This window comes from Streptomyces toyocaensis (assembly GCF_000725125.1).
GTDB classification, from domain to species: Bacteria; Actinomycetota; Actinomycetes; order Streptomycetales; family Streptomycetaceae; genus Streptomyces; species Streptomyces toyocaensis.
Genome location: NZ_JFCB01000018.1, coordinates 76094 through 93476 on the forward strand (window position 1 = coordinate 76094; position 17383 = coordinate 93476).

Sequence of the window (17383 nt, forward strand, 5' to 3'; positions counted from 1 at the left end):
ACAGTGCAGCTCCCTCGGCCTAGTACGAGAAGGCCATCGGCTTGTCGGCGTCACGGACGTCGCCGCCGAGTTTCGTGGGCGGATGGAGGTCGGAGTCACTGAGCTCGGGCGGGCCCGCCTTCACGTACTTGGCGAGCAGCTTGACCTCGATGACGGCCAGGACGGCGTAGAGCAGGGTGAAGACGGACATCGAGGTGATGACCTCGGCCGTGGACACACCGGGGGAGACGGCGTCCTCGGTCCGCATCACTCCGTAGACCACCCAGGGCTGCCGGCCCATCTCGGTGAAGATCCAGCCCCAGGCGTTGGCAGCCAGCGGGAACGCCATGGTCCACAGGGCCAGGAGCCAGTACAGCCGGGTGAGCCGGGAGCCGAGCGGCTTCTTCAGCAGCACCAGGTGCGGCACCTCGTCGTCCCCGGTCCGCTGGGCGGCGGGCAGCAGGAACTTCTTCCGGGTCAGCCACAGGCCGAGCAGACCGAGCGAGAAGGAGGCCATCCCGAAGCCGATCATCCAGCGGAAACCCCAGTAGGCGACGGGGACGATGGGCTTGTAGTCACCGGGGCCGAACTTCTCCTGCAGGACCTCGTTGGTGTCGTTGATGCCGGGCACGTACGACTCGAAGTCGCTGTGGGCGAGGAAGGACAGCAGGCCGGGAATCTCCACAGCGACCTCGTTGTGCCCCTTGTCGACGTCCCCGTAGGCGAAGAGGGAGAAGGGCGCGGGTTCCTCGCCGTCCCACAGGGCCTCGGCGGCGGCCATCTTCATGGGCTGCTGCTCGTACATGACCTTGCCAAGGGTGTCGCCGCTGACCGCGGTGAACAGCCCGCCGACCGCCAGGGTGACCAGGCCGAGCCGGAGCGAGGTGCGCATCACGGGGATGTGCTTCTTGCGCATCAGGTGGAAGGCGGCGATGCCCACCATGAAGGCACCGCCGGTCAGGAAGGCCGCCGAGAAGCTGTGGAAGACCTGGTTGAGCGTGGTGTTCTGGGTGAGGACCAGCCAGAAGTCGGTGAGCTCGGCGCGGCCCTTCTCCTCGTTGATCCGGTAACCGACCGGGTGCTGCATCCAGGAGTTGGCGGCGAGGATGAAGTACGCCGACAGCAGGGTGCCGATCGAGACCATCCAGATGCAGGCCAGGTGGACCTTCTTGGGCAGCTTGTCCCAGCCGAAGATCCACAGGCCGATGAAGGTGGACTCGAAGAAGAAGGCGATCAGGGCCTCGAAGGCGAGCGGGGCACCGAAGACGTCACCGACGAAGCGCGAGTAGTCGGACCAGTTCATGCCGAACTGGAACTCCTGCACGATGCCGGTGACCACACCCATCGCGATGTTGATCAGGAAGAGCTTGCCCCAGAACTTCGTGGCTTTGAGGTACTTCTCCTTCCCGGTGCGCACCCAGGCGGTCTGCAGCCCGGCGGTGAGGGCGGCCAGCGAGATCGTCAGGGGAACGAAGAGGAAGTGGTAGACGGTGGTGATGCCGAACTGCCATCGCGCCAGGGTCTCCGGCGCCAGAGCCAGATCCACGTCGTCGCTCCTTACTCAGCGGTGGTCACAGCGACCGCTTGATCCCGTTCGTCCCTCACATCTCGGGAAAACAGGGTGCGCTTGTGAACGCGTTCACATTCACAAGCAATTATGACCTACCGTTTTTCAGACCTGGAAGGGGGGTCCCCTGTGACGTCAACCCCTTTGCACGAACCTGCCGGGCAAACGGAAGCGGCCGGCGGATCGACCGCCGGCCGCGTCTGGACGTGCGCCGCTCAGAGCCCCTTGCGGAAGCCCTCCGTCACCTTCAGGAAGATGTCGTTCGCCTCGGTCTCGCCGATCGTGACCCGCACGCCCTCCCCGGGGAACGGCCGGACGACCACACCCGCCTGCTCGCACGCCTGCGCGAACGGCACGGTCCGCTCCCCCAGCCGCAACCAGACGAAGTTGGCCTGTGTCTCGGGCACCGTCCAGCCCTGGGCCCGAAGCGCCTCCATCACCCGGTTGCGCTCGCACACCAGCGAGCCGACCCGGCCGATCAGCTCGTCCTCGGCCCGCAGCGAGGCGATCGCCGCGTCCTGTGCGATCTGGCTCACCCCGAAGGGCACCGCCGTCTTGCGCAGCGCCGCGGCCACCGGCTCATGGGCGATGGCGAAACCGACGCGCAGCCCGGCCAGGCCGTACGCCTTGGAGAAGGTCCGCAGGACGCAGACGTTGGGCCGGTCCCGGTAGATCTCGACACCGTCCGGCACCTCGGTGTCCCGGATGAACTCGCGGTAGGCCTCGTCGAGGACCACCAGGACGTCACCGGGCACCCGGTCGAGGAAACGCTCCAGCTCGGCCCGCCGCACGACCGTGCCGGTCGGGTTGTTCGGGTTGCAGACGAAGATGAGCCGGGTCCGGTCGGTGATCGCGTCGGCCATCGCGTCCAGGTCGTGCACATCGCCCGGGGTCAGCGGCACCTGGACCGCCGTGGCACCGCTGATCCGGGTGATGATCGGGTACGCCTCGAAGGACCGCCAGGCGTAGATCACCTCGTCGCCGGGGCCCGAGGTGGCCTGCAGCAGCTGCTGGGCGACACCGACCGAGCCGGTGCCGGTGGCCAGATGGGCCGCCGGGACCGCGAAGCGCTCCGACAGCTCGGCCACCAGGGCCGTGCAGGCCATGTCCGGGTAGCGGTTGAAGGAGGCGGCCGACGCGGCCACGGTCTCCATCACACCCGGCAGTGGCGGATAGGGGTTCTCGTTGGAGGACAGCTTGTACGCCACCGGGCCGCCGGCCGCCGCCGGCCTGCCCGGCTTGTACGTGGGGATCCCCTCCAGCTCGGCGCGCAGCTTGGGGCTCGTCTCGCTCACCGCAGTCCTCCTCGCGAAAGACCGGCGGCCCTGACCGCCGCCGACATCCAATACTGCTCACCTTATGAGGATTCGGCTCCGCTGCGTATAGGGGCGGCGTCCGCTCCCGTCTGCCTCCTCCGTCACAGTGGCAACAAGGGCAACGTCACCCGAAGGGGTACGAACGGCGTGCGGACCGGGGGCGCGCCGCACATATATCTATGCGCCGGTGGTTCGCGCCGTGGCGCGCATCCCCCGTGCAGGTGAGTTGAGACCTCTTCGCAACATCGCAGCCTCGCCAGGCCCGCACGCGCCCGCACGTCAAGTCTTGCCATTGGAACGTTCAACTACCTTGATTTCGCAGGCTTTTGACCTTTATGATCTTGCAGAAACGTGCCTGTCAATGCGTGCATATGCGTCCGCCCTACCCCACCGCATGAGCCCTACTATCGGCTCGCCATGACAGCAGCAGGGAAGCACCAGGTGAGCCGCGCGGAAACCTCACGCCGAGGCAGCCGGCCGAGTCGAGCGGGCATCAGGGACGTGGCCGCCGCCGCCGGAGTCTCCATCACGACCGTGTCCGACGCCCTCAACGGCAAGGGCAGGCTCCCGGACGCCACCCGGCGCCACGTCCGCGAGGTGGCCGACAGACTGGGGTACCGTCCCTCGGCCGCCGCCCGCACGCTCCGCACCGGGAAGTCCGGACTCATCGGCCTGACCGTGACGACGTACGGGGATGAACCTTTCACCTTCACCGAGTTCGCGTACTTCGCGGAGATGGCGCGCGCCGCCACCTCCGCCGCGCTCGCCCGCGGCTACGCCCTCGTCATCCTGCCCGCGACCTCCCGCCACGACGTGTGGTCCAACGTCGCCCTGGACGGCACGGTCGTCATCGACCCCTCCGACCAGGACCCGGTGGTCAGCGAGCTGGTCCGCCAGGGGTTACCGGTCGTCTCCGACGGCCGCCCGGCCGGATCTCTGCCGGTCACGGCCTGGGTCGACAACGACCACGAGGCCGCCGTCCTGGGCATCCTCGACCACCTCGCCGACGCCGGCGCCCGCCGCATCGGACTGCTCACCGGCACGACCACCGACACCTACACCCACCTGTCGACCACCGCCTATCTGCGCTGGTGCGAACGCGTGGGCCAGGATCCGGTGTACGAGGCCTACCCGGCGCACGATCCGTGCGCCGGCACCGTCGCGGCCGACCGGCTGCTCGCCCGGCCCGACCGTCCCGACGCCGTCTACGGCCTCTTCGACCCCAACGGCACCGATCTGCTCGCCGCCGCCCGCCGCTACGGCCTGCGCGTCCCGGACGACCTGCTGCTCGTCTGCTGCAGCGAGTCCACCGTCTACGCCAACACCGAGCCCCCCGTGACCACGCTCTCCCTGAAGCCCCGCCGCATCGGCACGGCGGTGGTCCAGCTGCTGATCGACGCCATCGAGGGGGTCGATGGCGACCACCCGGTGGAGCAGGTCATACCGACCGAGCTGATCGTGCGCACCTCCTCCCAGCGCCGTCCGCCCCGAACGACGGTCAGCGCGCCGAGGTCGCCGAAGAGGGCGTGAACCGGGCGCCCGGGAGGCGTACGGCGGCCGCGCTCCGGGAGAAGCGGGCCGGCACCCGCGGGGCGGCGGGCCGCCACCGGCGGCGGGCGCGCGGCGAGGAGGCGCACCCGGCGGACGCAGAACGACCCAAACGGGGCGAAAGCCGCGGCGGACCGGAGTCTCGTTCCGATTCACCACCCCTGGGTCATCACACAGCGCGATCCGCATTCCTATGATGGGCCCACGACACCGCGGGCCGCTGCGACCAGGCAGTCCGATGCGGTGCAGACGCGGCGCGATGGTGGAGGGGTCGATGACTCAGGGGGCCGGTCAGGGACCCGAGGTGGAGCGGACGGCGACGCTGCGCGACTTCCGGGTACCCGCGTACGTCCACGAGTCCGGTCCGTACGCCCGGAGCACGCACCCCGGCGACGTCGTCCCGCTCTCCGAGGAGACCTGTCCGGAGGGGTACACACCCACCCAGCGGGACCTCCCCGTCATCAATCGGGGTGACACTGTCCAGGTGACCGTCGACCCCGCGTCCGTCCCCGCCCCGCAGTCCGCCACGGGCCCGGGACCGCTGTACGTGGTCGGCGACGTCCACGGCTACCTCGACGAACTGGTGACCGCCCTCCAGGAGCAGGGCCTGCTCGACGCGGCGGGCCAGTGGTGCGCCGGCACCGCGCGGCTGTGGTTCCTGGGCGACTTCACCGACCGCGGCCCCGACGGCATCGGCGTCATCGACCTCGTGATGCGGCTGTCCGCCGAGGCCGCCGCGGCAGGCGGCTACTGCAAGGCCCTCATGGGCAACCACGAACTGCTGCTGCTCGGCGCCAAGCGGTTCGGCGACACCCCCGTCAACTCCGGGGCCGGCACCGCCACCTTCCAGGCGGCCTGGCTGCTCAACGGCGGACAGAAGACCGACATGGACCGCCTCCAGGACCACCACCTGCAGTGGATGGCCCGCCTCGACGCCGTCGAGGAGGTCGACGGCCATCTGCTGCTCCACTCCGACACCACCGCCTACCTCGACTACGGCCGCTCCATCGAAGAGGTCAACGACACCGTCCGGGAGACGCTCACGCGCAACGACGCGGACGAGGTCTGGGACCTGTTCCGCAAGTTCACCAAGCGGTTCTCCTTCCGCGACGAGGGCGGCGCCGACGCGGTGCGCTCCCTGCTGGATACGTACGGCGGCACCCGGGTCGTTCACGGCCACAGCCCGATTCCGTATCTGCTGGGCGAAGTCGGCTCCGAGGACGGCGAGGACGACAGCGGCCCCGTGATCGTCGGACCGCACGTCTACGCCGACGGCCTCGCCATCGCGATGGACGGCGGGGTCACCATGGCCGGAAAACTGCTGGTCCAGCAACTGCCTCTGAACGGCTGAGCGTTCCGCGGGCCGCGTACGGGCGGCCCTCGGCCGCACCGCGAGAGCGTCGAATTCGGTAAACCCCCTGTCACCGCGCGCCGTCACCGCTCTACCATCGGCTTATCCGTAGCAGGCTCCCCTCCGTTTCTGCCCGACGGCTCGTCAGCATGCCGAGCCCCAAGCCCTACGGAGCATCGGGGGATGCACATGAACAGCGTTCCGCAGCACCTGCTGAGCGAGGACCGCCAGGAATACGAGCGGATTCTCGATGAGGCGCTGCGCTCCGCACCACACAACCCGCAGCTGGCCGCTGTCGGACAGCGGCTCAACCCGGAACAACTGCGCACGATGGCGCTCAACGCCACCGCGATCGTCACGGCGGCCGCGGCGACCGAGTACCAGCACTACGTGAAGGTCCGCGACGAGCTGCGCCGGCCTCCGGTGCCGTCCGTCCCGGCCGGCCGCGAGTCCGGCTCCACCGAGCCGGGCACGGGCGCGGCGGGGCTCGCCGCCGCCGTGGGGGAGGTCGCCGAGACCGCGGGTGCGGGCGCGATGGCCGTGGTCGCCGTCCTGGCGCCCGTACTGGCCGGAACCGCGGCGGCGATCTTCCTGCTCGTCGGATACGTCCTGCGGATGCTCGACCCCGGGGCCGCGTTCGCCCGGACCATGCTCACCACCGGATGGGTGTTCGGCGCGGTGACGGCGGTCGCCATCCTCGTCGCCGCCGTGGGTCTGCTGCTCACCGCGCTGCGCAACGAGCCCTCGGCGCTCGGCGGCCCGTACCGCGAACTCGACGGGGAGGTGAAGCGGGCCAGGGACGCCTGGCGCGAAGCCCTGCTGGAGCGGGGCATCATCCCGTTCCTGCGGGACGCGCTCACCGACCCGGCGACGGCCTCCGCGCTGCAGCACACGGCGCCGCCCGCGCCGGCCAGTCGCATGCCGCACCTCGGGTACGACCGGCCCGGCTTCTCCAGCCCCGACGAGGGGTCGGGCCGTGGCACGCGGCCGAGCTACTCCAGTCCGGACTACTCCAGCCCGGACTTCGGAGGGCCGGAACACCAGCCGGAGTAGCCGGCCCGCCCGGACGGCCGGTGGCCCGTCCTTCGGCTTGCGCTCCCCGGGCCGGGGGCGCGAGCCGGGTGGATGGGCCGGATCCGAAGGGCGGCCCGCACGGGCTGGTCGAAGGGCGGGCCGCACGGGCTGGTCGAAGGGCTGGCCCAGGAGCCGGTCCAGGGGCTGGTCGACAGGCGGGTCCACGGGCGCCTTCGCGATGCGCCGGCGGCGCTCAGAGGATGCCCGCTCGCCCCGCGGCCGTGATCCACAGGGGGAACTCGGACAGCAGCCGGTCGTACAGCTCCGGGTCCGGGACGGTGCTGATGTCGTCGACGGCGAAGAAGCCGACGTTGTCGACGCGGCGACCGGGCAGCGTGTCGAATCGCTCCAGCACGCCGTAGTGGGACTTGCCCAGTCCCACGAACTGCCAGAAGACGGGTTCCTCCACGGCCTCGCGGAGCTCGCGCTCGATCTCCTTGTTGCGGTAGACACCGCCGTCGGAGAAGAACAGGACCAGCGTCGGGGCGGACGCCGGGTTGTCCCGGACGAACGCGCGCACCTCGGCGATGACCTTCTGCTCCTCGTTCTGGATGCCGACGTCCCGCATGTCGACCTGGCTCGGCTCCAGTCCCTTCTTCCGCCCGCGCCGGAAGAGGCCCACCTCACCCACACGCACGTGCAGCCGCAGCCACTCGGGAAGCTCACCGAGCCGCAGGTCCGGCAACCGCGCCGGGTTCGAGGCGAAGGTCCATGCCTGCATCTCCCCGTCGTCGTCCAGTTGTGCCGCGACCGCGGCCATCCGCTCGACGACATCGGCCACGACGCCTTTGGAATACAGGAACGACATGGATCCGGAGGCGTCCAGGACGAGGACCACGCGCGCGGTGATGCCGGTGGCCCCGTGCTTGCGGAGGCTGACCGCCACCTGTTCCTTGCGCAGGGACAGCCGCTTGCGCATGTCGACGGGCAGCCGCTCCTCACCCTTGGTGAGACGGGGGGCGTGGGGCTGGGGAGCGGGAGCCCGGGCGGGTGCGGGCGGGGGCGGGGGAGCCGGTGAGGCCGCGGGAGCGGCGGCCGCCGGGGCGGGCTCGTCCACGGTGATGCCGAAGTCCGTGGCCAGCCCGGCGAGCCCGGAGGCGTATCCCTGCCCCACCGCACGGAACTTCCACTTGCCCTGCCGCCGGTACAGCTCGCCGCCGATGAAAGCGGTCTCGGTCCCCGCGGCCATGTCGAACCGGGCCAGCTCGGTCCCCGTCCCCGCGTCGAGCAGCCTGAGCACCAGTCCCGGCACCTGGCCGAACGTCCCGCCGTCGGCCGACGCGCACAACACGATCCGTTCGACGGCCGGTTCGACCGCGCCCAGCGTGACCTCCACGGTGTCGGTCGCGGCAACGGCGGCGTTCCGCTTTCCGAGATGCGTCACGGCGTCGGACGCGTGACGAGGCTGGTTGTAGAAGACGAAGTCCGCGTCGTCCCGCACCCGTCCGGCCTGCGTGAGCAGCAACGCGGAGGCGTCGATGTCGGGCACCCCGGGCCCGGCCGCCCAAGCGAGCTCGACACGCACCACGGAGGCCTCGACGGAAAGATTGGATCCCTTGCTCATCGAACTCGCTGTCATGGGCCCAGTCTGCCCACCCGCGCCGGCGAAGACGAGAGGAACCTGCCCACGGGAGCGGTGCCCGTCACGGGCACCGCACCCGCTGCCCCACCGGACGCTCAGTCCGTGATCGGCAGGTACACGCGATTGCCCGCCGCCGCGAACTCCTCCGACTTGCGGGCCATCCCCTCCTCGATCTCCGCCCGGCTGCCGCCGTGCTCACGACGCATGTCCTGAGGCGGGCTCACCGCCCGTGATCTGGAGCCAGAGGACACCGGCCTCGCGCATGATGTCCAGCAGCCGCACCTTCTCCTCCCAGGCGAGGCCGGAGAACGGCCGCTCGCCGAGGTAGCAGTGCTTGCAGCCGAAGTTGCAGCCGAGGTTGATCTCCCACGAGGCCCGGCAGTAGCCGTACGGGGACGGCTCGCGCACCAGCACCGTGCCCTGCGCGGGCCGGCCGCTCAGGTCGATGCCCCACACGTCGGACGCGGTCTGCACCGCCCAGGTGGGCAGAGCCTCACCGTCGGCAGCGGCCTGCCGCAGGCCCTCGTAGTGCTCGGCGGGGATGCGAGCCCCAGCCCTGGCACCGGGCTTGAGGAGCAGGTGCCCGTCGAGGAACGGGGAGGCGATCAGAGCGTGGGCCATCAGTGGTATTCCTTCCGGATCGAGAAGCGCGACGGCACGCGTACGCCCTGGCGTTCGGCGACGCGGCAGTAGATCTCGCCGAGCCCGTTGCAGGTGCCGCAGCTCTTGCCGGACGAGTCGGCACCGCTGCCGCCGCAGTCCCCGCAGCTCTCGTTGCGAGGAGGGAGAGAGCACCGGGTCAGGGTGGATGGTGCAGTTGCCACGCGGGGAACCTCCGTGCAGAGGAAGTGGTCAGGACAGGGCCACGCGGGCGAGTCCGTCTCGTCCGGCCACTAGCCGCACCCTCGTCCGTGACGTCCGCATGACCTGGATGAGCAGCGCGGGGCCAAGCACGTAGACGTTGCCGTCGGCGAACTCAAGGACCTTTCGCCCGCCCGCGACCCGCCGCACGTTCGTCACGGTGTGCGGGTTTCCGCCGGTCGTGATCACGTCTCCAAGACGGGCGCCGTCACCGATCGTCGTGAGGATCTGACTCGTCGAACCGTTCATTGCACCTCCCGGCGTACGTCTTGGGGACGGGCTAGCCGCGGATTCGACAGCCATCCGTGGCGGATCGGTCTAGGTACCGGTACTGAGAGCGACCCCGATCACGAATCCGCAGGAAGCGCTGATGCCGATCACGAGGAGGACGCCTGCGTACCGACCGATGACGCGCATTACAGGCCGCCCCGGCTGTTGTTGTTCTTCACGGCCAGGCGCGAGCTCAGTTCCTCCCGCGCCTTGGGTGCCACGACGTCATCGGGCATGGCGTCCCACTCGATGCCACCGTTCATCGGTCGCATCTGAACGCGTCCACCGATCTCGCCCATGACGAGGCCGATGCGTCCGGTCTGCTGGTCCTTGGCCAGTTCGCCGATTCCGGGTCTGGCCTGCTGATTGCTCGCCATAGTCACGAGCATGCTGCCGTTCACAAGGACGTCGGAACCTCCACCAAACCCCACTTCGGGACGTCCCGCGTCATGTAGAACGTCCCTAGTGCCGTCCCGAGGATCAGGGGGAGACTCATGCCGAACGAGAGGCTTCGTGCCGTCATGGCGGACGGAGGCTGGACGTACGCCACCCTCGCGCAAAAGGTCGACGTAGACCCCAAGTCCGTTGAGCGATGGGTCAATCTCGGCCGTACGCCACGCCGCGTCACAGCCATGCGGGCGGCAGAGACCCTAGGAGAAGACGTGCACGCACTCTGGCCGGCACTCCGGCAGGCGCGCGCGGCGCGAGCAATCAGCCCGGAGCTCGTGGCGCTCTACGACCAGCGGGCGGACATCCCCGTATCCGCCTTCGTGGACATGCTGACACAGGCCCGCAAGCACATCGACGTGTTGGTGTACGCCGCCGTCTTCCTGCATGAGGCGTATCCCCGACTCAACGAGCTCTTGCGGGAGCGGGCCTCAGAAGGCTGCGCGATCCGGATCGCGGTAGGCGACGCCGAGAGCGAGAACGTTCGAGCGCGCGGCGAGGAGGAGAAGTTCGGCCACGGCATCGAGTCACGCTGCCAACTGGCACTCATGCACTACCGGCCCCTGATCGGCGTGCCCGGCATCGACATTCGGATCCACGGGACGACGCTCTACAACTCGCTCTACCGCGCCGATGATCAGTTGCTGGTCAATGCCCACGTCTGGGGCGTCAACGCTTACGGGGCCCCGGTGTGGCATCTTCGGCGAAGCGGGGAAGGCGGAATGTTCGACACCTACGCCGAGAGCTTCGACGCGGTGTGGTCCACGGCGACGCCCGTACAGCACAAGGGGTGACCATGGCACGAACCGAGTACTACGACGACCCGAACGCGCCCAAGCCCAACAGCATGGTTGTTGCGGCTTCGGCCGTCGTCGCCGACGAGCAGGGGCGCATCCTGCTCCAGCGCCGACGTGACAACGATCTGTGGGCGCTCCCCGGCGGGGGCATGGACCTCACCGACTCGCTCCCCGGCACGGCCGTCCGCGAGGTCAAGGAAGAGACCGGCTTGGATGTGGAGGTCACGGGACTGGTCGGCACGTACACCGACCCGAGGCACATCATCGCCTACACGGATGGCGAGGTGCGCCGGCAGTTCAACGTCTGCTTCACCGCGCGGATTGTCGGCGGAGAACTGGCGATCTCCGATGAGTCGACGGAGCTGCGGTTCGTCTCTCCAGACGAGCTGGACCAACTTCCGATGCACCACACGCAGCGGCTCAGGCTCAGCCACTTCATGGAGCACCGCGAGCAGCCCTATCTCGGCTGACCTGATCTGCTCCAACCGGCTGCGGCTGTCCGAGCGTCCCCAACATGTGCTGGCGGACGCTCCGACGTCAGAAGAAGAGGCAGCAACAGCTTGGAGGGTTCTGCGGAAGCTGCTGAGGAAGCGCTCGCGCCGTCTTTGATCACGTGCGACGAAGCAAGGCCATCGGGGCCGGCATCGCTCTGCGTCGTCCCCTCATGATGAGAGTGCACTCACGGCATCCACCGCCAGGCATACAAAACGGGACGGGCCCGCAAATCCCTCATGGGGTGCGGGCCCGTCCTGCTGCGCTGCGTGGCACTGAGGGTCGGGCTCAGTCTGCCAACGGCAGGTAGACCCGGTTGCCGGAAGCCGCGAACTCCTTCGACTTCTCCAGCATCCCGGCCTCGATCTCCTCCGGCGTGGCGTCCGAGTCGCCGCCGAACTGCTCTGTGATGCTTCTGCTGATCTTCATCGAGCAGAACTTCGGGCCGCACATCGAGCAGAAGTGGGCCGTTTTCGCGGGCTCCGCCGGGAGGGTCTCGTCGTGGAACTCGCGTGCCGTGTCCGGGTCGAGCGCGAGGTTGAACTGGTCCTCCCACCGGAACTCGAAGCGGGCGTCGGACAGCGCGTCGTCCCACTCCTGCGCACCGGGGTGCCCCTTGGCGAGGTCGGCGGCATGCGCGGCGATCTTGTAGGTGATGACGCCGGTCTTGACGTCGTCGCGGTTGGGCAGGCCCAGGTGCTCCTTGGGCGTGACGTAGCAGAGCATGGCCGTGCCCCACCACGCGATCATCGCCGCGCCTATGCCCGAGGTGATGTGGTCGTAGGCGGGAGCGACGTCGGTGGTCAGCGGGCCGAGCGTATAGAACGGGGCCTCATCGCAGATCTCCTGCTGCAGGTCGATGTTCTCCTTGATCTTGTGCATCGGGACGTGTCCCGGGCCTTCGACCATGGTCTGCACGTGGAAACGCTTCGCGATGGTGTTGAGTTCCCCGAGCGTGCGCAACTCGGCGAACTGCGCCTCGTCGTTGGCGTCCGCGATGGAGCCGGGCCGCAGGCCGTCGCCGAGCGAGTACGTGACGTCGTACGCGGCGAGGATCTCGCAGAGCTCCTCGAAGTTCTCGTACAGGAACGACTCCTTGTGGTGCGCCAGGCACCACGCGGCCATGATCGAGCCGCCGCGCGAGACGATGCCCGTCTTGCGGTGGGCGGTGAGCGGTACGTACGCGAGGCGCACGCCCGCGTGGACCGTCATGTAGTCCACGCCCTGCTCCGCCTGCTCGATGACCGTGTCCTTGTAGATCTCCCAGGTCAGCTCCTCGGCCCGGCCGTCGACCTTCTCCAGGGCCTGGTAGAGCGGCACGGTACCGATGGGGACGGGGGAGTTGCGCAGCACCCACTCGCGGGTGGTGTGGATGTTGCGGCCGGTGGAGAGGTCCATGACCGTGTCGGCGCCCCATCGGGTCGCCCAGGTCATCTTCTCCACCTCCTCCTCGATGGAGGACGTCACCGCCGAGTTGCCGATGTTGGCGTTGACCTTCACCAGGAACCGCTTACCGATGATCATCGGCTCGGTCTCCGGGTGGTTGACGTTGGCGGGCAGCACGGCCCGGCCCGCCGCGATCTCCTCGCGGACCACCTCGGGGGAGACGTTCTCCCGGAGGGCCACGAACTCCATCTCGGGGGTGATCTCCCCGCGGCGCGCGTACGCCAGCTGCGTGACCGCCTGCCCGGCACGGCCCCGTCGCGGCAGGCGCGGGCGGCCGGGGAAGACGGCGTCCAGGTTGCGCAGGCCCCCGCGCGGAGCGGTGTGCTTGATTCCGTCGTCCTCGGGACGGACGGGACGGCCCGCGTACTCCTCCGTGTCTCCGCGAGCGGTGATCCAGTTCTCCCGCAGGGGCGCCAGTCCCCTGCGGACGTCGGTGTCGACGAGTGGATCGGTGTACGGGCCCGATGTGTCGTACAGGGTGACCGACTGCCCGTTCGTGAGGTGCACCTGACGGACCGGCACCCGCAGGTCGGGGCGGGTGCCCTCGACGTACGCCTTGTGCCAGCCGACGGACTTCCCGGCCTCTTGGTTCGCCGACGTCTCCGTCGGGTTCTGCGTCGAGGCAGGCGTGCGTGCGTCCTTGTTGGTCATGAGACCTACTCCCTACGCCGGCATTACCCGGTAACAGGTTCGGCGGTCGACGCAGCGGTTTCCGTCTGCCGGCGTTCCGTGGGAAACATCACTCGCGCTTCGGTGATGTTTCCTGTGAAACGTCGCTGGGACGGAGGTCAGCGCCCTCTCAGCCCGGTGCTCCGAGCTCCCGCGTGTACAAAAGGTGCCTCCACGCTAGCGTCATCTGTGGCGCGGTGAACAGAGGGCCCCCTTCGTTCTTGCGATGATCGGGCGGTGACCCCGACTCAGCCTCCTTCGTTTCCGCCGCCCGAACCTCCGCACGGCACAGGCGCCGCGAGCGGTCATGGGCACGGACACAGTCACAGCCACGGCCCGGCGGCTCCCGTCTCCCAGCATCTGCGCAGAGTCATCGCGGCGATCCTCATCCCGTTCGCCGCGGCGGTACTGATCGGCCTCGCCGTGCTGTGGCCGGGCGGCGCTCCGGCGCACGAACGCACCGGGGTGGGCTTCGACCGGCAGACACAGCAGGCCACGGTGACCAAGGTGGTCGAGGTGAGCTGCCAGTCCGTGAACGCCTCCGGAGGCGTCCCGACCGGTGACACCTCCACCGCCGAGGGCTCCTCCGCCCAGCAGCAGGCGGACGGCACCTGCAAGAAGGCGACGATCAGGGTCGACACCGGCGACGACAAGGGCCGTACGTTCGAGGAGATCGTGCAGCCGGACCAGTCACGGCAGCTGAGCGAGGGTCAGGAGGTCGTGGTCGCCTACGAGCCGTCCGCACCCGAGGACCTGCAGTACTCGGTCACCGACGTGAACCGGCGCTTCCCCCTCGCACTGCTCGCCGGCATCTTCGCACTCGCGGTCGTGGCGGTGGGGCGGCTGCGCGGCGTCATGGCGCTGGTGGCCCTGACGATCAGCTTCCTGGTGCTGAACTTCTTCATCCTCCCGGCCATCCTGCAAGGGTCGAACCCGCTGGTGGTGGCGGTGGTCGGGGCGAGCGCGATCATGCTGGTCGCCCTGTATCTGTGTCACGGGCTGTCGGCCCGCACCTCAGTCGCGGTGCTCGGCACCCTCGTCTCGTTGCTGCTGATCGGCATCCTGGGATCGGTGTTCATCGGCTGGGCCGCACTCACCGGCAACACCGATGACAACACCGGTCTCATCCACGGGCTGTATCCCGAGATCGACATGAGCGGCCTGCTGCTGGCCGGCGTCATCATCGGTTCGCTCGGTGTGCTCGACGACGTGACGGTGACGCAGACGTCCGCGGTCTGGGAACTGCACGAGGCCAATCCGTCGATGGGGCGGGGCGGACTGTACCGCGCGGGCCTGCGGATCGGCCGTGACCACATCGCGTCCGTGGTCAACACGCTGGTCCTCGCCTATGCGGGCGCCGCGCTGCCGCTGATGCTGCTGTTCTCCATCGCGCAGAGCGGCGTGGGGACGGTCGCCAACAGCGAGCTGGTCGCACAGGAGATCGTGCGCACCCTGATCGGCTCGATCGGTCTGGTGGCCTCGGTGCCGGTCACCACGGCCCTGGCCGCACTGGTCGTCTCGGCGGACCGTCCGGCCGCACGGACGCCGGGACAGTCGCGGGAACAAGCGCGCCCGCAGGTGCCGGACGCCCGGTCGGCCCCGGGACGCGGCGGGAGAGGCAGGCGCCGCAAGCGCTGACGGACCCTGGCGGGGCGGACCGCGCCGGGGCGGACCGCCACCGGCCCGCCCGGCCTCCGCCTTCAGCCGGCGCCCTGCTCCGCGAGGATCCGGTCCAGTGCGTCGTCGAGGTGGGCGTCGAAGTCGGCGAGCGCACCCTCCTGGCCCAGCGGCACCAGCTTGTCGGTGCGGTCGAGGAAGGCCACGAGCGGGGCGGTCGACGAACGGAAGAGCGCCTGGTCGTTCCCGACCTGGAGCCGGATCAGCACCTCGCCCAGCAGGTCCGCGTCGACCGGCGAGACGCGCACGTCCCCCTCGCCGCACGGCCGGCCGACACCGTCGACCAGCAGCTCCCGGCCGAACGCCCAGGTCACAGGAGCGTCCCCGGGCAAGTGGAAGGTCAGGCGCACGGCGTAGGGATCACAGGTGTCGTAGCGCAGCTCCACCGGGATACGGAAGGACAGCTCCTCCGACACGAGAAAGCTCATCATGACCTCTGCCTGTACGGATTCGCGCATCGCCTACCCCGTCATTGGCCGCGGACTGGCCGGGCACGGACTCTGACACCACATGGAATCTTGCTGAACGTGCACAGCAGATCACAAGGAGTGAGTTTTCAGATACTGATAGACAGCGCGAGCGACCCCAGCAGGCGTCCCAGCTCGGCCTGCAGATGCCGGGCGGCGGGGATCAGCCGGTCGGCCTGATGTGCGGGCAGGGAGACGGCCATCGAGGCCGCCGTGGTGCCGACGGTGATCGGGATCGCCGCGCACACCGCCCCCAGGGCGTATTCCTGGCGCTCCGTCACCAGCTCCATGCGCCGGGTCCGGTCCAGGCGTCGGAGCAGGCTGTGATCGTCGCGCACGGTGTACGGCGTGACGGGGCGCACGGGGTAGCGGTCCAGGTGGTCGCGGCGTGCCTCCTCGTCGAGCTGGGAGAGCAGACACTGCCCGAGGGCGTGGGCGTGGCCGGTCTCCCGGAAGTCGGCCCATTCCTCGACCGCGGGGTTGCCCGGCGTGTCGGAGACGCAGACGATGTCGATCTCACCGTCGCGGTAGACCGCGTAGTACACGGGGGCACCGATCGCGTCCCGCCAGCGGGCGAGAGTGTCGACGACCTTGCTGCGACGTTTCTGCTGTGCTCCGCTGCTGCTCAGCCGTTCAGCGGCCTCCCCCAGGAAGAACAGCCCCTTGTCCCGGCGCAGATAACCCTCGTGCACCAGGGTGCGCAGCAGGTGGTAGGTGGTGGGGAGGGCCAGCCCGGTCTCGCGGGCCAGTTGCTTGGCGGGTGCCCCGTACGCGTGGCCGGCGACGGTCTCCAGCAGGCGCATGGCCCGCTGGACGGATCCGATGAGGGTCGCACCGGGCGCCGGTGCGGGGCACGCCGGGGAGCGGGGCTGTGAGGGGACCGCGGGCAGATGCGCGGAGGCGGTGCCAGTCGTGGCCAAGGGTCACTCCCGAAACGCGAGGGGGCAGCCCGTGCGGGGAACACGGGTGGGGGTCGCCGCTCGCGGGGATCGTCCCCGCGTCGAGTTTCGGACTCTAACGGGCCCTCACCGCACGCAGACGGCCCGCCGGAGAAACTTCCCCCGCCCGAGGGAACCGGCGATTCCTGTTACCGCCTCACCGGTCCCCCTCGTCTCACCAGTCGCCGCGCGACGAGGAACTCGAGGTGAACTTGCGTACGACGTAGATCAGGCCGCCGACCAGCGCCACGAACACCAGCAGCTTGAAGAGCAGTCCGATCACGAAGCCGACCACGCTCGCAATCAGCCCGCCGAACACCACCAGAGCGATGACCGGCACCGCGATCCACTTCACCCACCACGGCAGTCCCGTGAAGATCTCTCGCATCGCCCTTGTCCTTACCTCTCCGCCCGTCGCGTGCCGGGTCGCGTCAGATGATGTCCTGCACCCGATGCTAGGGCGGCGGATGGCCCGGCGGGGGCGACGGACCCCTTGTCCTCCCCTGACCGATCCCCTAGGGAACCCCGAGTTCCCGGCTCAGCTCTCGGGCGGAGAGAACACCACCAGAACCCGCAGGTCCTCGCTGATGTGGTGGAACTTGTGGGCCACTCCGGCCGGTACGTACACGACGCTGCCGCGCGCCACCTGTGTGGTCTCCATGCCCACCGTGATCGACGCACGGCCGCTGACGACGAAGTACACCTCGTCCTGCTGGTGCGGCTGCTGCGGGTCCTGAGCGCCCGCGTCCAGGGCGTAGAGGCCGACCGACATGTTCCGCTCCCGCAGGAACTGCAGGTAGGCCCCGTCGTTGGCGGCCCGCTCCGCCTCCAGTTCGTCCAGCCGGAATGCCTTCATCTCCTGGTCCCGCCCCTGCCTCACTGCTCAAGCCCGATCGTGTCTG

The 17383-nt window shown here is 69.3% G+C and carries 18 protein-coding genes and 1 pseudogene; 6 read left to right on the forward strand and 13 right to left on the reverse strand.

Going from position 1 to position 17383, the window contains the following annotated elements:
• Positions 1 to 19: 19 nt before the first annotated feature.
• Together BU52_RS19940 and hisC are read right to left on the reverse strand one after the other, a co-directional pair.
• Positions 20 to 1525: a cytochrome ubiquinol oxidase subunit I gene (locus tag BU52_RS19940; protein WP_037936218.1), complete on the reverse strand. Its 1506-nt coding sequence runs from the start codon at positions 1523 to 1525 to the stop codon at positions 20 to 22.
• A 236-nt stretch (positions 1526 to 1761) separates the two neighbouring features.
• Positions 1762 to 2841 (reverse strand): histidinol-phosphate transaminase, encoded by a 1080-nt coding sequence (gene hisC / locus BU52_RS19945; RefSeq protein WP_037936219.1) that lies wholly within the window; start codon positions 2839 to 2841, stop codon positions 1762 to 1764.
• Between the two features lie 438 nt (positions 2842 to 3279).
• Between hisC and BU52_RS19950 the strand changes: the two genes are divergently transcribed.
• The 3 genes from BU52_RS19950 (at position 3280) to BU52_RS19960 (ending at position 6814) form a co-directional block, all read left to right on the forward strand.
• Positions 3280 to 4392, forward strand: a complete 1113-nt coding sequence (locus BU52_RS19950; protein WP_078903343.1) for a LacI family DNA-binding transcriptional regulator — start codon at positions 3280 to 3282, stop codon at positions 4390 to 4392.
• Between the two features lie 277 nt (positions 4393 to 4669).
• The gene (locus BU52_RS19955) at positions 4670 to 5761 is read left to right on the forward strand and encodes a metallophosphoesterase (protein ID WP_107061216.1); all 1092 of its coding nucleotides are present in this window, start codon (positions 4670 to 4672) and stop codon (positions 5759 to 5761) included.
• 183 nt (positions 5762 to 5944) lie between these two features.
• Positions 5945 to 6814, forward strand: a complete 870-nt coding sequence (locus BU52_RS19960; protein WP_037936228.1) for a hypothetical protein — start codon at positions 5945 to 5947, stop codon at positions 6812 to 6814.
• A gap of 214 nt (positions 6815 to 7028) precedes the next feature.
• On the opposite strand, the gene BU52_RS19965 is transcribed toward BU52_RS19960, so the two are convergent.
• From BU52_RS19965 to BU52_RS19985, 6 genes and pseudogenes are all read right to left on the reverse strand, one after another.
• On the reverse strand, positions 7029 to 8414 hold the full coding sequence (locus BU52_RS19965) for a VWA domain-containing protein (protein ID WP_037936234.1): 1386 nt from the start codon (positions 8412 to 8414) through the stop codon (positions 7029 to 7031).
• Between the two features lie 98 nt (positions 8415 to 8512).
• Positions 8513 to 8629: pseudogene (locus tag BU52_RS37005) on the reverse strand (thiamine biosynthesis protein ThiC); the annotation flags it as partial.
• Entirely contained in the window at positions 8613 to 9038 is a 426-nt protein-coding gene (locus BU52_RS19975; protein ID WP_235216381.1) for a radical SAM protein, read from the reverse strand. The gene BU52_RS19975 and the pseudogene BU52_RS37005, both read right to left, overlap by 17 nt.
• On the reverse strand, positions 9038 to 9241 hold the full coding sequence (locus BU52_RS33820; RefSeq protein WP_078903344.1) for a hypothetical protein: 204 nt from the start codon (positions 9239 to 9241) through the stop codon (positions 9038 to 9040). The genes BU52_RS19975 and BU52_RS33820 overlap by 1 nt, the downstream gene beginning before the upstream one ends.
• A 28-nt stretch (positions 9242 to 9269) precedes the next feature.
• On the reverse strand, positions 9270 to 9527 hold the full coding sequence (locus BU52_RS19980) for a hypothetical protein (protein WP_037936237.1): 258 nt from the start codon (positions 9525 to 9527) through the stop codon (positions 9270 to 9272).
• 167 nt (positions 9528 to 9694) lie between these two features.
• Positions 9695 to 9937 (reverse strand): hypothetical protein, encoded by a 243-nt coding sequence (locus tag BU52_RS19985; protein ID WP_037936381.1) that lies wholly within the window; start codon positions 9935 to 9937, stop codon positions 9695 to 9697.
• A gap of 105 nt (positions 9938 to 10042) precedes the next feature.
• On the opposite strand from BU52_RS19985, the gene BU52_RS19990 reads away from it, so the two are divergent.
• Both BU52_RS19990 and BU52_RS19995 read left to right on the forward strand, forming a co-directional pair.
• Positions 10043 to 10789 (forward strand): helix-turn-helix domain-containing protein, encoded by a 747-nt coding sequence (locus tag BU52_RS19990; RefSeq protein ID WP_037936239.1) that lies wholly within the window; start codon positions 10043 to 10045, stop codon positions 10787 to 10789.
• 2 nt (positions 10790 to 10791) lie between these two features.
• Positions 10792 to 11262, forward strand: coding sequence for an NUDIX domain-containing protein (locus BU52_RS19995; RefSeq protein WP_037936240.1), 471 nt, complete (start codon positions 10792 to 10794; stop codon positions 11260 to 11262).
• Positions 11263 to 11572: 310 nt separating this feature from the next.
• Here BU52_RS19995 and thiC read toward each other — a convergent pair whose 3' ends face one another.
• Positions 11573 to 13381 (reverse strand): phosphomethylpyrimidine synthase ThiC, encoded by a 1809-nt coding sequence (gene thiC, locus BU52_RS20000; RefSeq protein ID WP_037936241.1) that lies wholly within the window; start codon positions 13379 to 13381, stop codon positions 11573 to 11575.
• A gap of 255 nt (positions 13382 to 13636) precedes the next feature.
• Here thiC and BU52_RS20005 point away from each other — a divergent pair, with 255 nt between their 5' ends.
• On the forward strand, positions 13637 to 15037 hold the full coding sequence (locus BU52_RS20005; RefSeq protein ID WP_037936245.1) for a YibE/F family protein: 1401 nt from the start codon (positions 13637 to 13639) through the stop codon (positions 15035 to 15037).
• 62 nt (positions 15038 to 15099) lie between these two features.
• Here the strand turns inward: BU52_RS20005 and BU52_RS20010 are convergent, their stop codons facing one another.
• The 4 genes from BU52_RS20010 to BU52_RS20025 form a co-directional block, all read right to left on the reverse strand.
• Positions 15100 to 15534, reverse strand: a complete 435-nt coding sequence (locus BU52_RS20010; protein ID WP_037936247.1) for an SsgA family sporulation/cell division regulator — start codon at positions 15532 to 15534, stop codon at positions 15100 to 15102.
• Between the two features lie 98 nt (positions 15535 to 15632).
• Positions 15633 to 16463, reverse strand: a complete 831-nt coding sequence (locus BU52_RS20015; RefSeq protein ID WP_235216382.1) for an IclR family transcriptional regulator — start codon at positions 16461 to 16463, stop codon at positions 15633 to 15635.
• Between the two features lie 193 nt (positions 16464 to 16656).
• Positions 16657 to 16869, reverse strand: a complete 213-nt coding sequence (locus BU52_RS20020; protein WP_037936250.1) for a DUF5326 family protein — start codon at positions 16867 to 16869, stop codon at positions 16657 to 16659.
• Between the two features lie 150 nt (positions 16870 to 17019).
• Positions 17020 to 17337 carry a cupin domain-containing protein gene (locus BU52_RS20025; protein ID WP_037936253.1) on the reverse strand — a complete coding sequence of 106 codons (318 nt, stop codon included), beginning with the start codon at positions 17335 to 17337 and terminating at the stop codon, positions 17020 to 17022.
• Positions 17338 to 17383: the final 46 nt, after the last annotated feature.